This is a genomic window from Pseudomonas sp. TH04, from assembly GCF_016651355.1.
GTDB lineage: Bacteria > Pseudomonadota > Gammaproteobacteria > Pseudomonadales > Pseudomonadaceae > Aquipseudomonas > Aquipseudomonas fluorescens.
In genome coordinates, this window is record NZ_JAEKEA010000001.1 from 741,053 (window position 1) to 755,611 (window position 14,559).

At 61.0% G+C, this 14,559-nt stretch carries 12 protein-coding genes; 5 read left to right on the forward strand and 7 right to left on the reverse strand.

Annotated elements, in window-relative coordinates; translation table 11 throughout:
- The first annotated feature begins 70 nt into the window (after window positions 1-70).
- Together JFT85_RS03290 and JFT85_RS03295 are read left to right on the forward strand one after the other, a co-directional pair.
- Window positions 71-1,036, forward strand: a complete 966-nt coding sequence (locus JFT85_RS03290) for a threo-3-hydroxy-L-aspartate ammonia-lyase (protein WP_053256256.1) — start codon at window positions 71-73, stop codon at window positions 1,034-1,036.
- Window positions 1,033-1,413 carry a RidA family protein gene (locus JFT85_RS03295; protein WP_078828171.1) on the forward strand — a complete coding sequence of 127 codons (381 nt, stop codon included), beginning with the start codon at window positions 1,033-1,035 and terminating at the stop codon, window positions 1,411-1,413. Before JFT85_RS03290 ends, JFT85_RS03295 begins: the two co-directional genes overlap by 4 nt.
- Here the strand turns inward: JFT85_RS03295 and JFT85_RS03300 are convergent.
- Window positions 1,401-2,027: a helix-turn-helix transcriptional regulator gene (locus tag JFT85_RS03300; RefSeq protein WP_053256258.1), complete on the reverse strand. Its 627-nt coding sequence runs from the start codon at window positions 2,025-2,027 to the stop codon at window positions 1,401-1,403. The two genes, JFT85_RS03295 and JFT85_RS03300, sit on opposite strands and share 13 nt — an antisense overlap.
- Window positions 2,028-3,445: 1,418 nt before the next feature.
- Between JFT85_RS03300 and JFT85_RS03305 the strand changes: the two genes are divergently transcribed.
- Complete coding sequence (locus tag JFT85_RS03305; protein ID WP_338124744.1) at window positions 3,446-4,378, forward strand: pyridoxal-phosphate dependent enzyme; 933 nt, start codon at window positions 3,446-3,448, stop codon at window positions 4,376-4,378.
- 49 nt (window positions 4,379-4,427) lie between these two features.
- On the opposite strand, the gene JFT85_RS03310 is transcribed toward JFT85_RS03305, so the two are convergent.
- The 5 genes from JFT85_RS03310 to JFT85_RS03330 form a co-directional block, all read right to left on the reverse strand.
- Window positions 4,428-6,038, reverse strand: coding sequence for a GMC family oxidoreductase (locus JFT85_RS03310; protein WP_069553517.1), 1,611 nt, complete (start codon window positions 6,036-6,038; stop codon window positions 4,428-4,430).
- A 37-nt stretch (window positions 6,039-6,075) separates the two neighbouring features.
- Window positions 6,076-7,293, reverse strand: coding sequence for a mandelate racemase/muconate lactonizing enzyme family protein (locus JFT85_RS03315; protein WP_053256260.1), 1,218 nt, complete (start codon window positions 7,291-7,293; stop codon window positions 6,076-6,078).
- A gap of 1 nt (window position 7,294) precedes the next feature.
- The gene (locus tag JFT85_RS03320; RefSeq protein ID WP_069553523.1) at window positions 7,295-8,605 is read right to left on the reverse strand and encodes an MFS transporter; all 1,311 of its coding nucleotides are present in this window, start codon (window positions 8,603-8,605) and stop codon (window positions 7,295-7,297) included.
- Window positions 8,606-8,681: 76 nt separating this feature from the next.
- Window positions 8,682-10,106: an aldehyde dehydrogenase gene (gene aldA, locus JFT85_RS03325; protein WP_053256261.1), complete on the reverse strand. Its 1,425-nt coding sequence runs from the start codon at window positions 10,104-10,106 to the stop codon at window positions 8,682-8,684.
- Window positions 10,107-10,265: 159 nt separating this feature from the next.
- Window positions 10,266-11,198, reverse strand: a complete 933-nt coding sequence (locus JFT85_RS03330) for a LysR substrate-binding domain-containing protein (RefSeq protein WP_053256262.1) — start codon at window positions 11,196-11,198, stop codon at window positions 10,266-10,268.
- A 286-nt stretch (window positions 11,199-11,484) separates the two neighbouring features.
- Between JFT85_RS03330 and JFT85_RS03335 the strand changes: the two genes are divergently transcribed.
- A complete protein-coding gene (locus JFT85_RS03335; protein WP_078828168.1) occupies window positions 11,485-12,717 on the forward strand; it encodes an MFS transporter in 1,233 nt (410 codons plus the stop codon).
- On the opposite strand, the gene JFT85_RS03340 is transcribed toward JFT85_RS03335, so the two are convergent.
- On the reverse strand, window positions 12,655-13,569 hold the full coding sequence (locus JFT85_RS03340; protein WP_069553514.1) for a LysR family transcriptional regulator: 915 nt from the start codon (window positions 13,567-13,569) through the stop codon (window positions 12,655-12,657). The two genes, JFT85_RS03335 and JFT85_RS03340, sit on opposite strands and share 63 nt — an antisense overlap.
- Before the next feature lie 103 nt (window positions 13,570-13,672).
- Here JFT85_RS03340 and JFT85_RS03345 point away from each other — a divergent pair, with 103 nt between their 5' ends.
- Complete coding sequence (locus tag JFT85_RS03345; RefSeq protein ID WP_053256265.1) at window positions 13,673-14,554, forward strand: HalD/BesD family halogenase; 882 nt, start codon at window positions 13,673-13,675, stop codon at window positions 14,552-14,554.
- Window positions 14,555-14,559: the final 5 nt, after the last annotated feature.

Genomic DNA, 14,559 nt, shown 5'->3' on the forward strand with positions numbered 1-14,559 from the left:
GTGAGAAACCGATCTTTACTATTTGTCTTGATATGGATATTTTATCCAAAAACGCACACAAGGTCCGCTCATGCAACTGCCTGACTACCACGACGTCATCGCTGCCGCCCAACGCCTGGCAGGCGTCGCCCATCAGACGCCGGTGTTGACTTCGCGCACCCTCGACGCCGAAACCGGCGCCCAGGTGTTCATCAAATGTGAAAACCTGCAACGCGCCGGCTCGTTCAAGTTTCGCGGCGCGTTCAACGCCCTTTCGCAGTTTGATGCGCAGCAGCGCAAGGCTGGCGTGGTGGCGTTTTCCTCCGGCAACCACGCCCAGGGCGTTGCGCTGGCCGCTCGTTTACTGGGCATGCCGGCGACCATTGTGATGCCCACCGACGCGCCTGCCGCCAAGGTTGCAGCGACCCGGGAATATGGTGCCAGCGTGGTGCTGTATGACCGTTTCACCGAAGACCGCGAACAAATCGGCCGCACCCTGGCCGTCGAACACGGCATGACGCTGATCCCACCCTACGATCACCCGCACATCCTCGCCGGCCAAGGCACCGCCGCCAAAGAGTTACTGGAATTCAGCGGCCCGCTGGACGCGCTGTTCGTCGGCCTGGGCGGTGGCGGCATGCTCTCCGGCACCGCATTATCGACCCGCGCCCTGTCACCGGATTGCCAACTGTTCGGCGTCGAACCGCAAGCCGGTAACGATGGCCAGCGCTCGTTCCACAGCGGCAGCATCGTGCATATCGACACCCCGGTGACCATCGCCGACGGCGCGCAAACCCAACACCTGGGGAACTACACCTTCCCAATCATCCGCGACCTGGTGAACGACATCCTGACCGTCTCCGACGCGCAGTTGATCGACGCCATGCGCTTCTTCATGCAGCGCATGAAACTGGTGGTTGAACCAACCGGCTGCCTGGGCCTGGCGGCATTGCGCCAACTGGGCGAGCGGTTCAAAGGCCAGCGCGTGGGCATCATCGTCACCGGCGGCAACGTGGACATTCAGCGCTACGCCGCCCTGCTCAGCGAGGCACCATGAAGATCATCCACACGTCGAAGGCCTCGGCACCGGCCGGGCATTATTCCCAGGCGATCAGCCACGGCGACACGCTGTATATCTCCGGGCAATTGCCGGTCAGCCCGGGCGGGCGTCACAACCTGTCGGCGCCGTTTGCCGAACAGGCCCAAATCGCACTGCATAATCTGTTGGCCATCCTCAGCGCCGCCGGCGGTTCGCCGCAGGATCTGGTCAAGGTCACGGTGTACGTTGCCGGAGTCGGGCACTGGCCGGCGTTCGACCGCGTTTACGCCGCCGCGCTGGGCGATCACCGCCCTGCCCGCGCGGTGGTGCCGGTGCCCGAGTTGCATCACGGTTACCTGGTGGAGATTGAAGCCGTGGCGCGCTATTTGGCGTAGGTGTAGACCGCCGCGCGCGACACGCCCAGGTGCGAGGCCACGGTTTCCATGGCCCGCCGAATGTCCATGCAGCCGGCGTCTTTGAGCTCTTGCAGCAGCACCCGCCGGTCTGCCGTCTTGAGTGCACGCGGCGTGGTTGCCAGGCGTGCGGCGAACTGGTCGATACGCGTGCGAATCAGGTCGGCGCCCGAAGGGTCGAGGGACTCGCCGGGCTTGTCACCGCTGACCGAACCGAACTGTTCGAGCATGCCCTGCAAGCCCCGGAACAACGAAAGATCGACATTCATGCACAAGGCGGCGACGTACTTGCCGCTGGCGTCCTTGATACCAATCGAGGTGCTCTTGACCTGGCGGCCATCGGCGAATTGGTTCTGGTAATTGGCGATGACCTGGGGGTACTCGGGGTCGGCAATTCGCGCCAGGCCCAACTCGGTGGCCGGGTCACCCGGCTGACGCCCGGAGAGGTTGTTATGGATCGCCAGGATCGCGTGCTGCGGGTCACGCAAGTCATGCAGCACCACCTCGCAGAATGGGCTGAAGGTCTTGCTCAAGCCTTCGGCAATCTGTTCGAGCTGGCTGATCAGGGTGGTGTCTTCGGGAGAGGTCTTGTTCATGCAAGACAACATATCCAGTCCTGGACAGGCCGTCAATTTAGCCACTGCCCCTCATTGTGGCGCTTTAATTTTGAACACCCCTGCCGCCTTGCCGATACGCTGAAAATGCAGCGCACTCTCCAGCGCATGCAACCGCGCGCCACCCGCCTGAGGGGGCGTGTCCGGGAGCGGTTGCGCGGCGGGTAGATGCTTACCCGGCGGATAGAAACCTCTGGAGGATGACGGTTGCAGGCTGTTTCAGTTCTGCGAAGATAGCCGCCCCACGGATGGCTATGCCTTCATTGACAGGAGTGAAATTCTTGACCGTCGCCGCCCTGCTATTTGCCGAAAGCTTTCCTATTGCAATCACTGACAACCTGATCAGTTCCAACCTGGCGCCCGATATACCGCCCACCACGCCGTTGACCGGCCCGGAGTTGCGCAAGGGCAATGCAGGCAAAAGCTTCCCGACAGGCTTGGCGCTCAAGGTCTGGGCATCCGAATTCGGCTTTTACTTTCTGTATGCAGGGCGCGTCGATCACGCGCGGCAACTCTTCGACAGGGTCGAACAGGTGGTCTATCGGGAACAGAAATACACCCTCGATCGCCACCAAAACATCATCGACGATGCCAATTATCATGGGCTCGACGCGAGTTTTATCGTGGTCTATCTCGACGAGGGATTCATCGCCTACGCCGGCGATGCCGACCGCCAAACCACACTGATGGGTAAAAGCTTCGGCAAAGTCCTGGTTATCGGCTCCGGGCGTGACTCGCTGATACAGGCGATGGACACCCTGGAGCGTCGCCAGACCCTGACCTTGCCCGAGCTCGAACCCGTCAACCTCGACTACGCCACCCACGCCATTGCCAACGCGCTCGCGGTAGTGGGCCGCTCAAGCGTGGAATACATGCGCGCCCACTCCGCCTTTGCACAACAGTCCACCGGTGCACTGTTCAATATTTCTTACTTTCCAAACCTCTATGGCTGGAGCGTGACGAATCCTGCACCCGGCTGGCTTGCGAACCGACTCTGCCAGATATTCACTCACAGCGACGGCACGGGCACCTACCTGACACGCCTGGTGGTGACCCGCCAGGAAGTAGGTTGCACGCACCTCGAGACGTTTTTCTTCAGCGGCCACCAGAAGCTGGACTTGGCCCAGGACGAATTCACGCTGGACTTGCGCAACCTGACACTCAGCCGGATCAGGGCCCTTTATGACGACAGTGAAAGCAGCGAAATGCCGGTCCTGGAAGAGGACCTGGCGTTGTATCAGGTCATTGTGTACGGCCAGAAAGACGCGCCGGGCATGCCACCGGCTATCAGCCACACCGTCACCTATGATTGCAGAAGCGCTAGCCTGACCATCGCCAACGTAGCCGGCGCCTTGCGCTTCACGCTGCACCAGCCGTTAATTCGCAACCTGTGGGCACGGATCAATCGGGAAACGGCATTACTGCCCACGCGAACCCCCTTGATCCTGCATCCAGGCTTGTCTACCGCCAAGCGCCGAATCTGGTTAAAGCTTGAGAACCTGCAACCCAGCGGCTCCTACAAATTACGCGGCATGAGTGCGCTATGTGCGTACGCTGCAAGCCTGGGCAAATTCAGAGTTTTCTGCCCGTCAGGCGGCAATGCCGGCCTGGCCACAGCCATTGCTGCGCGCAACCTGGGGCTGCAAGCCTGCATCGTCGTGCCCACCACCACTCCCGAAGCGACCCGAGCGCGCATCCGCCGGGCGGGTGGTGAGGTCGTGGTGCATGGCGATCTATGGGAAGAGTCCAACCAACGGGCGTTGAGTCTGGCCAGCGATTCAGACGCTTTTTATGTGCCAGCCTTCGACCACCCGATGTTGTGGGAAGGCCATAGCAGCCTGGTCGACGAAATTCTTGAAGACTGCCCGAATGTGGACAGCATCGTCAGCTCCGTCGGTGGCGGTGGTTTACTCGCAGGGATCCTGACCGGACTCGAACGGCACAAGCGCTACGACTGCAAGATAATCACCTGCGAGACGGCGGGTGCCGCCTCCTTCCAGGCGGCGATGGCGGCCGGAAAACCCGTACGCCTGCCGCGCATCGACACCGTGGCCAAATCACTGGCGGCGTCTCAAGTCGCCGCGTGGCCCGTTGAGCACATCCGCGCATTTGCCCATGAATGCGTGGTACTCAGCGACGCCGACGCAATGATGGGCGTTGCCCGTTACGCCGACGATTTGCGTCAGTTGGTCGAGCCCGCTTGCGGCGTATCGTTGGCCGTTGCGTACCTCGACCATCCGGCCATCGCCGAAGCACACGATGTGGTGATCATCGTGTGTGGCGGCGTGAGCATCACCGCCGAGCTGGTGGCGCAGTGGCAACAATCCGTCTGACTAACACCGCAGGCGTCGGCCAGCCGACGCCTGCGCTCGGCACGCTGAATCAGGCATCCTGCAAAATCAGGTCAGCGCCCTTCTCCGCCACCATCAACACCGCCGCATGGGTATTGCCCGACGTCACATTCGGAAAGATCGACGCATCGACAATCCGCAACCGGTCCAGCCCATGCACCTTCAAGCGTTTGTCCACCACCGAGACCTGCGGGTCCGAGCCCATGGCGCAGGAGCCGCACAGGTGGTAGATCGAGCCGCTGTTTTCACGGAAGTATTGCAGCATCTGCTCATCGGTCTGCACCGCCGCGCCCGGTAATACTTCAGCCACGGTGATGCCCTTGAGCGCCGGCGCCTGCATGATCTTGCGCATCAACCTGCTGCCCTGGATCACCTCGTCGATGTCCTTTTGCGTGCTCAGGTAATTGGGGTCGATGAGCGCCGCGTCCCGCGGATTTTTCGACGCGATGCGGATGGTGCCGCGGCTGGTCGGGCGGCACGGGTTGAAGCACAGCAGGAAGCCGGAGTAAGGCTCGGGCTTGAGGCTGGCCTTGTTGTTTTTCGGAATCTGGTACGACAGCGGGTTGAAATACAGCTGCAGGTTCGGGTCTTTCTGCGCGTCGTTGCCGCGAAAGAAACCACCCGCCTGATTGACACTCATGGCCAGCGCGCCTTTGCGCGTAAACAGGTACTTGAGGCCGAGCTTCAACTGGCCGAACAGCGAGCTGAGTTCGTCATTCAGCGTCGGGATATTGGCCTTGTAGTAGTAGCTGGCGCACAGGTGGTCTTGCAGGTTATCGCCCACGGCCGGCAGGTGCTTGACCAGCGGGATACCATGCTCGGCCAGCAATTGCTGGTCTGCCACGCCGGACAGTTGCAATATCTTGGGCGTGTCCACCGCGCCGGCGCACAGGATCACTTCCTTGCGCGCGGTGAAGGTACGGACCACGCCGTGCTGGGTGATGGCAATGCCGGTGGCGCGTTGCTGGTCGTCGAACAGCACGCGATCAACCAGCGCATGCAGTTCCACGGTCAGGTTCGAGCGACTGAGGGCCGGGTGCAGATGAGCAAAGCTGCTGGAGCAGCGCTCGCCCTTGCGGGTGTTGACGTCATACAGCCCGGCACCTTCGAAATTCGGGCCGTTGAAGTCGTCGCTGTGCGCATAGCCGAGCTGTTCGCAGCCCTTGAGGAACACGTCACAGATCGGATGGGTCTGGCCCTTCATCGGCGTGATGCTGATGGGGCCACTGCCGCCGTGGTACTCGGTGTCGCCCAACGGGTGGTTTTCCAGCTTGCGAAAGTACGGCAGCACGTCCTTAAAGCCCCAGCCGTCGTTGCCATTGGCGGCCCAGTCATTGAAGTCATGGGCCTGGCCGCGCACATAGATCATCGCATTGATCGAGCCCGAGCCCCCCTGCACTTTGCCCCGTGGTGCGTAGATTTCACGGCCTGCCAGCTGCTTTTGCGGCTGGCTGTAGTACATCCAGTTGAAGGTCGGGTTGTAATACATCTTGGCGAAACCGACCGGGATCTTGAACCACCAGGAACTGTCTTTGCCGCCGGCTTCCAGCAGCAACACGGAGTATTCGCCCGAGGCGGACAACCGGTTGGCCAGCACGCACCCTGCGGCGCCGGCGCCGGCGATGATGTAGTCATATGTCATGCACAATTACCGCGTTATTCGTAGTGAAGTGCCTGGCTCAGCCTTTGGCCGGCGAGGTGTCTTTGACGTCGGCCGGTGTGGCAGCCATTTGCAGGTGCAGGCGCTCGCCTGTATACGGCGTGTGCTTGCGCACCACGTCCATGTTCAGCTCTACCCCCAGGCCCGGCTCAGTGGACGGAATGATGTAGCCGTCCTCCCATTGCAGTGGCTTGGTCAGGATGTCGGCATGGAAACCGCCCCAGGTCATGATGCTTTCCTGGATCAGGAAGTTCGGCGTGCAGGTGGCCAGTTGGAAACTCGCCGCCGCGCCAATCGGCCCGTTGTATAGATGGGGCGCGATCTGCGCGTAGTAGGCTTCGGCCATGCTCGCGATTTTCTTCGCCTCCAGCAGCCCGCCGCAGCGCGCCACGTTCATCTGCAGGATCGACGCGCCGCCAGCTTGTAGCAGCTTGAAGAATTCATACTTGGTGGTCAGTCGTTCGCCCGTGGCGATCGGGATACTGGTCTTGGCCGCCACTTGGGCCATGGCCTCTTCCTGGCCAGGCGGTACCGGCTCTTCGAACCAGAGCGGGTCGTATTTCTCCAGGCGCTTGGCCAGGCGAATTGCCGACGACGGCACCATCTGCCCATGGGTGCCGAACAGCAGGTCGCACTTGTCGCCTACCGCCTCGCGGATCTTGCGGCAGAAGGTCTCGCAGCGTTCCAGCACTTCCAGGGAAATCTGGTGGCCGGAGTACGCGGTGTACGGCCCCGCCGGGTCGAACTTCACGGCGGTAAAACCTTTGTTCATGTTCTCGATGGCGCACTCGGCCGCCAGGTCCGGGTCGTCATAGTCATACTCGCCCTGGCTGTTGACCGGGTACAGGTAGGTGTAGGAACGCAGGCGCTCGTTGACCTTGCCGCCGAGCAATTCGTAGACCGGCTTGTTGGCCGCCTTGCCGATGATGTCCCAGCAGGCCATTTCCAGGCCGCTGACCACACCCATCATGGTCAAGTCCGGGCGTTGGGTGAAACCGCTGGAATAGGCCTGGCGGAAAAAGCGCTCGATATGGTGCGGGTCGTGGTCGAGCAGGTAGCGCTCAAACACATCCTCGATGATCGGCAGCATGGCCTTGGGGCCAAAGGTGGCGGCGTAGATCTCACCGACACCTTCGATGCCGCAGTCGGTCTTGAGCTTGACGAACAGCCAGTACATCCCACCAATGTGCGGCGGTGGAACGGCGACGATATGGGTTTCAAGGGCGACGATTTTCATCTCAGGCACCTGTCTGGTTGAATTTTTTACGGTTGATTCGAGCACGCAGGGTCAGGGCCGCCAGGGTCCCGAGCACGCCGACAAAAGCGATGTAGCCGAAGTACAGGTTGTAACCGGCCTTGCCTGGGTAGGTGTCGGTCAGGTAGCCATTGATCAGCGGGATAAAGGTGTCGGGTAAGTAACCCACTACCGAGACAATACCGATGGCCAGGCCAGTGATGCGCAGCGGGATGTCGCAACTGTCGAGGATCGCCCAGTACAGGCCGCGAATCGCATACGTCATCAGGCCGATGAAGATCACCGTGCCGATCAACAGGCCGAGGCTATTGAGCGCCGGGAACACAATCAGCCCGACCATGGCCAGCGTTACCAGCACCAGCGCGACGATCAGCACCGAGATATTCGAGAACTTGTCCCCCAACCAACCGCCGCCAATGCCGCCGATGGGGCGCATCCACAATTTGATGGTGGTGATGGTGCCGGCCATGACGGCGGTCATGCCGCTGCCTTGCAGGTAATCGGAGAAGCTGTAGGTGGCCCAGAACATGTGATAACCGCAGAACACAATGGCGGTCACCAGCCACAGCTCGGGGATCTTCACCAGGGTCGTGAGGTCGGCAATCAGGTTGAACTTACCCTTCTCCACCGCCGACGTTTCGGCCATGAACTTGGGGTCCTTGAGCAACACCAGCCCGCAGCCGATGGCGATGCAGATGAACGAATACAGGTAGACCACCTGTTTGAAACCTTCGGCCGCCGACTGGCTGCGGGTTTCAGTGGCATAGGCGAACAGACCGAGGGCCACGGTTGCCAATAACGCTTCAACCAGGCCGCGACCGCCATCGAGTATCCCGAAGAAACGCCCTTGCTCAGTGGGGTGGGCGATCATCTTTACGCGCTTGAGCACCGAGGCCCAGAAGGTCAGGCCGGTGGTGAGCCCCCAGCAACCGAAGATAATCATCAGGCCGGTCATCGACGGCACCGTCGAATACCAGAGGCCCAGGGCGCCGGTGGCGACCAGCGAGAAAAAGATCAAAAAGCGCGGCGGCAAACGGTCGGCCAGCCAACCGCTGGGCAGGTAGCTGAGCAAAAAGACGGTGCCGAGCATGGAGTACAAGTAGCCCAGTTCACTGTGGTTGATCTGGAACACGTCAAGCATGGTGGTCTGGTAGACCTGGCGCAGGTAGAGGATCGGGTAAATCGCCCCGGCGGCCAATACCAGCAAGAGCAATTGGAAATAGCGACTGGCGGTGTCGCTTTTTGCCGCGGACACGGCATCGAGATCCTGGGCAACGGGTGCAGGCTTGGACATCTTGATGACCTCGGACACCCACTGTGCAGGTGCCCTCATAATTGTTTTTATTGAAGGTGCAGCCGGTGTGCGTGAATCAGTACTTCATGACCACCAGACGGGTCTGGGTGAACTCCAGCATTCCGTGCTTGCCGTCATCGCCGCCCAGCCCTGAGCGTTTCCAACCGGCGTGAAAGCCCTGATACGGGTCCGCCGGGGTGCGATTGACGTACAACTCGCCGGCTTCAATGGCGTTCGCCACTTTCATCGCCGTGCGGTAGTTCTCGGTGTAGAGCACCGACGACAGGCCGAACTGATGGTCGTTGGCCATGGCCAGTGCCTCGTCGATATTGCGGTACTTGAGCACCGGCAGCACGGGGCCGAAAATTTCTTCCTGGATGATTTCCATGTCCTGGCGGCAGCCGCTGAGCAAGGTCGGCGGGTAGAAATGGCCGGGGCCCTCGGGCAGCACGCCGCCAGTTTCCAGTACAGCACCGGCAGCCACGGCGCGCTCGACCATGGCGTGGATGTTCTTTTGCGAACTGGCGTTGACCAGCGGGCCCATCAGGCTTTCATCGTTGGCCCGGTCGCCGAACTGGACGGCGCTTATCTGGGTTTTCAGTAAGGCCAGGAACCGGTCGTAGACGCTCTCGTGCACATACACCCGCTCCACCGCCGTGCAGAGCTGGCCGCAGTGGGTTGTCTTGGAGCCGATGATGGCGCTGGCAGCCTTTTCCAGGTCGGCATCGGCCTCGATGATCGCCGGGGTCTTGCCGCCCAGCTCCAGAGACGGCTTGGCGATATTGGCCTTGCAGTAATCGAGCACGATACGCCCGGCGTTCACGCTGCCGGTAAGCGTAATCAGGCCGACCGCTTTATGCGTGCAGACGCTGGCGGCGGTGGCATGGTCCATGGTCAGGATGTTGATGACACCGGCCGGAAGCCCGGAGGTGACCACGGCCTTGGCAATTTCGAACGCCGACAGCGGCGTGTTGTTGCTCGGGCGCACCACCACGGTATTACCGGCGATCAGCGCCGGGGCGACCTTGCGCAGCAAGGTGTAGACCGGGTAGTTGAACGGGATCAGGCAGGCCACGACGCCAATCGGCTCGCGTTGCAGGAACAGGTTTTCATCCGGCGTGTCGCTGGGGATGATTTCACCTTCGATGCGACGCGCCCATTCGGCGTGATAGCGAGTGATTTGTGCGGCGTAGCGTGCTTCATTGCAGGCATCGCTGACGCTCTTGCCGGACTCGCGGGCCAGGGCCGCACCGATGGCTTCGGCGTGGCTGTCGAGGGCGTCGGCCAAGGCGCGCAAGTGTTCGGCGCGTTCGATACTGGTGAGTTTGCCCCAGGTTTTCTGGGCGATGGCGGCAGCGTCGACGGCGGCAATGGCCTCATCGGCGGTGGCGGCGCTCACGTGGCCGACCAGGGATTCATTGGCAGGGTTGTAAACGGCGATCAGGGCGTCGCTGGCGGGCTCGACGAACTGACCGTTGTAGAAATTGCGCTCGAATTGCATGTGGTTTGCCCAACGTTGTTGTTTTGCGAGTGACATGCAGTTTTGTATTTGCTTGGGGGGTGTGCAAACGACTTATTGGGCGGGGTAACGTGAGGAAAACGAAGGTTACGGGTGTTCGAGTACCTATCCGTGACGGCGGTATCGGATAGGTACTCGAACTCACCCCGCCGCCGTAGAAGGCTCCAACTGCCGCTGCGCCAACCAGATTTCCTCCTGCAGCCAGCGCCCAAACACCTGCAACTGCGGCATATCCGTCTGCTCCGGCCGGGTCACCAGCCAATAGGACTGATGCCCTTCCACATGCACATTCAACACCTGCGTCAACTGCCCACTGGCCAACTCCGACGCCACCATATGCCAGTCCGCAATGGTAATCCCCAACCCATCGACCGCCGCCTGTATCGCCAGGTTGAGCAAATCAAACTCATAACCGCCCTGGGTATCGACCCCGGTAATCCGCGCCGCATCCAGCCAATGCTTCCATGTGAGATAACGCTGATCTTCACTCGCCAGCACATGCAGCAACGTCATCCGATTCAAGTCGATACCGTCCCCGCCACCTTCGCGGGCGAACAACGACGGTGTGCACACGGCGATATGCCGCTCCTGGAACAACAACGAGCTGTCCAGACCATCCCACTCACCATTACCAAAACGAATCGCACAGTCGAGGGTGCTGGTCTGTGCCAGGGTGTCCTGCATGCAGGTGGTGATGCTCAACTCCAACTCCGGGTGTTGCTCGCGCAGCCTTCCCAGGCGCGGCATCAACCAGCGGCTGGTAAAGGTCGGCGGCGCGTGGAGGTGCAGTCGGTTGGAATGGGTTTTCTGCTGAATGCTGCGCACCGTCAGCTCGATCTTGTCAAATGACTGATGCAACGCCCGCAACAACACACGCCCGGCACTGGTCAGCTCCAAATGGTGGTGACGCCGCTCCAGCAGGTGTTCCCCCAGTTGTTCCTCAAGCTGGCGGACCTGGCGACTGACCGCACTTTGGGTCACGTTCAACAGCTCGGCAGCCCGGGTAAAACTGCCGGTGCTGCCGGCAACTTCGAAGGCTTTGAGGGCATTGAGACCAGGCATTTTGCGTTTCATGGGGGGCACTCGACAGCAGCGGACAAGGAAGATTGAGCAGAGCAATGCTGCACACAACATACCTTTTTGTATTGAACCTGGGGTAGCACCCTCTGCGGCCGAAGAAAACTCGGCTAACGCCCACTGCGTCGTTTTTAACCTGAATACGTCGCTGACGAATAAATAGCACGCGTATGACGCATGCACACTAAGACAATTAAGCATTGGTCGCCCACTCACCACAAAAGTTAGTCTCTGCAACAACTCACCCATTTGCCTGACTCATCATTTAAATCAGGGCCGCGCCATGTCGAGTACGTCTGTTTCATCGCGGCGAAGTATTGCGCTGTTGGCACTGGTGTTCACCGCCTGCAACGCCACCACCCACGGTTTCAGTATTTTTCTGTATTCCGCTTTATTGCCGCAGATTCGCCAGGTATTTGAACTGAGCTACAGCCAGGCGGCGCTGATTGCCGCCTTGCTGCAGCTGTTTTATATGGGCGCGTCCATCGCCAGCGGCATTGCCGCGGCGTGGGTGACCCCGCGCACCATGGTGCGGCTGACCATGGTGCTGAGCCCGGTGTTGCTGGCGCTGGCGGTGGCGACACCCTGGGTGCTGCCCTTTGCCCTGTGCCTGGCGCTGGTGTCGGCGTGTGCGGTGTCGAACTGGAACGCGATTGCGGCACTCGCCCGCGAGGTCATCCCGGCCAGCCACCGCAGTCGCGTGCTGGGGCTGGCGTCTTCGGGGGCGGCCTTTGCGATTTGCCTGAACGGGTTGCTGATCACCTGGCTACAGGGGTTGTCGTTACGCCAGTTCTGGCTGATCTGCGCAGGCTTGACGCTGCTGGTCACGCTGCTGACGCTGTGGGCCTTGGCCCCCTACACCGAACAGGCGCCACGCGCCAGCCGGCCGCCCGCGTTCAATCAGGTGCTGAGGCAGTGGTTGAACGTGTGCCTGGAACACCCCGTGGCCATGCAGATTGTCTTGCTCAGCGGGTTTATCGGCGCAATCAGTGGGCCGTTTCTCAATTTTCTGTCGGCATTTGTCAGCGAGCGCCTGCACGCCGGCGCAGCAGTGACCGGCTCAATGTGGACGCTGATCGGCATCGGCGGCGCAATCGGCGGCCTGCTGTTGGGCACGCTGGCGGATCGCTGGGGTGCGTTGCGGGTGCTTGCGCTGAGCATCGGCGCTTTCGGCCTCGCCATGATTGGCCTGCTGTGGCATCCCAGCCTGTTGTTGAGCTGGTTGGCCGCCGGTGTGTTTGCAGTGTTCTATTTCCCCTCGTGGGGCTTGATGGCAGCTTATCTCAGCGCACGCCTCAACCCGGTGCACAGCCTGCAAGTGGTGAGCCTGAGCATGGTCAGCTATGGCTTGGCCAGCGCCTCGGCCAATGGCTTGTGCGGCTGGCTGTTGCAGGCCAGCGGCGAATTTGCCGGGGTGCATGCGTGGATCGTCGGCTGGGTGCTCGCGGGCCTGTTATTGCTCAAACGCATGGCTCGGCGAGCGACTGACGCTGCGCGGCCTGTCCAGGTACCCTGAGCGCCCCAACTGGCGCTGCAAAATCTCTACCAGCGCCGCCACTTCCGGCACCTGGCAACCGGCTGAACGCCAGAACATCAGGCGGGCCGGCGCAATCGGCGGGAAGCCTTGGCGCTCATCCAGAATCTGCCAGCCAGCCGGCACCAGGCGCCGCGCCATCACCCCAACCGACAAACCCTGCTCAATCGCAATCGCGATTCCGCGAGGACTCTGACTGGTGTACACCACCTGCCATGAACGTCCAGCCTGGGCCAGCGCCTGCACAGCATTGGCACGGAACGCACAGCCCTCGGCGTACACCGCCAGCGGCACCGACTGGCGCCCCACAGCACTCCAACTCGGCGCCGCCACCCACACCAGCGGCTCGTCGCACAGGTATTCACCGGGCTGCAGGCCGGCATGTTCGACGCCCAACACCAGGTCCAACTCGCCGCGGTGCAACCGGCTGACCAGCGCGGTGGACATCTCGCAGCAGATGTCCGGGCGCACTTGGGCAAACTGCGCCTGGAAGTCCTTGAGCATCCCGCCCAGACAGTATTCCGCGTAGTCCTCCGGCATGCCCAAGTGGATACACACCTGCTCATTGGGCAATTGCGCCGCAGCCACGGCCTCGTGGTGCAGCTTGAGGATTTGCCGGGTGTAAATCAGAAAGGTTTCCCCACTCGGGGTGAGGCCGATGGAGCGGCTAGTGCGATGGATCAGCGGCGTGCCAACAATCTCCTCCAGCCGCTGCAAGCTCTGGCTGACGGTGGACTGGGTTTTATGCAGACGCTCGGCTGCGGCTGAAAAACCCTGGCACTCGATAATTGCCACAAACACTTTAAGTAAGCTGCCATCCAGTTCGCCTGACATAACTATCGCCCCTGCCGATGGATTCGATCACAACTTGTAATTTCCACTTCAAATCGCTTTACGCAACTATCCACTCAACACAACACCCTACTTGGAGCCGTGTATGAGTCTTAAACTTGCCGATGCCGAAACCGGTGATATCAGCGACATCATTAATACTGCGCTGTATCCCATACATGATTCGGGCCATGTCCAATTACAGGCATTAATTGAACATGCCCGCGCCGAATTGGCCGAGGACGGTTGCTGCCTGCTAAAGAACTTCCTGCGCCCCGAGGTGTTGGAACAGGCGCGCCTGGAAGGCCAGGCACTGTCAGGCAAAACGTTTTATTCGGTGCGCAAGGTCAACGCCTACTTCACCGAAGACGACGCCAGCCTGCCCCAGGATGACCCGCGTCGCACGTTCATGGAGCGCACCAGCGGCTTTGTGACCCGCGACATGATCGCCCCCGACGCAATCATTCATCGCCTGTATGTCTCGCCGATGATGAAACGTTTTATCGGTGCATGCCTCGACGAACCGGAGATTTTCGAATACGCCGACCCTTTCGCCGGACTGGTCATCAACGTGATGCCCGAGGGTACCGAGCAGCCTTGGCACTTCGACACCAACGAATTCATCGTCAGCATGATGACCCAGAAGCCCGAGGCCGGCGGCCTGTTCGAATACGCGCCGATGATCCGCTCGCGCAGCCAGGAAAACCTTGGCGCCGTGGGCAAAGTCGTACGCGGCGAAGACCGCGCGCAAGTCAAGGAGCTGACGCTCAACCCCGGTGATTTGCAGATCTTCAAGGGCCGTTTTTCCGTACACCGGGTCACCCGCGTCGCAGGCGCCACCGAGCGCAACACGGCGATCTTCGCCTACTCGGAAAAGCCCGGGATCATTGGCCGCGCGCAACGCACCAAACAGCTTTACGGACGCCTGTCCGAAGCCCACCTGCAAGCCGAACGCAACCTGGTGCGCAGCGACCAGTTGCTCGACTGATTCAC

Coding starts and splice junctions, on each gene's coding strand:
- JFT85_RS03320 (WP_069553523.1), bottom strand. CDS start 8,605: ATGTCCAAGCCTGCACCCGTTGCCCAGGATCTCGATGCCGTGTCCGCG.
- JFT85_RS03315 (WP_053256260.1), bottom strand. CDS start 7,293: ATGAAAATCGTCGCCCTTGAAACCCATATCGTCGCCGTTCCACCGCCG.
- JFT85_RS03340 (WP_069553514.1), bottom strand. CDS start 13,569: ATGTCAGGCGAACTGGATGGCAGCTTACTTAAAGTGTTTGTGGCAATT.
- JFT85_RS03345 (WP_053256265.1), top strand. CDS start 13,673: ATGAGTCTTAAACTTGCCGATGCCGAAACCGGTGATATCAGCGACATC.
- JFT85_RS03330 (WP_053256262.1), bottom strand. CDS start 11,198: ATGAAACGCAAAATGCCTGGTCTCAATGCCCTCAAAGCCTTCGAAGTT.
- aldA (WP_053256261.1), bottom strand. CDS start 10,106: ATGCAATTCGAGCGCAATTTCTACAACGGTCAGTTCGTCGAGCCCGCC.
- JFT85_RS03335 (WP_078828168.1), top strand. CDS start 11,485: ATGTCGAGTACGTCTGTTTCATCGCGGCGAAGTATTGCGCTGTTGGCA.
- JFT85_RS03310 (WP_069553517.1), bottom strand. CDS start 6,038: ATGACATATGACTACATCATCGCCGGCGCCGGCGCCGCAGGGTGCGTG.
- JFT85_RS03290 (WP_053256256.1), top strand. CDS start 71: ATGCAACTGCCTGACTACCACGACGTCATCGCTGCCGCCCAACGCCTG.
- JFT85_RS03295 (WP_078828171.1), top strand. CDS start 1,033: ATGAAGATCATCCACACGTCGAAGGCCTCGGCACCGGCCGGGCATTAT.
- JFT85_RS03300 (WP_053256258.1), bottom strand. CDS start 2,027: ATGAACAAGACCTCTCCCGAAGACACCACCCTGATCAGCCAGCTCGAA.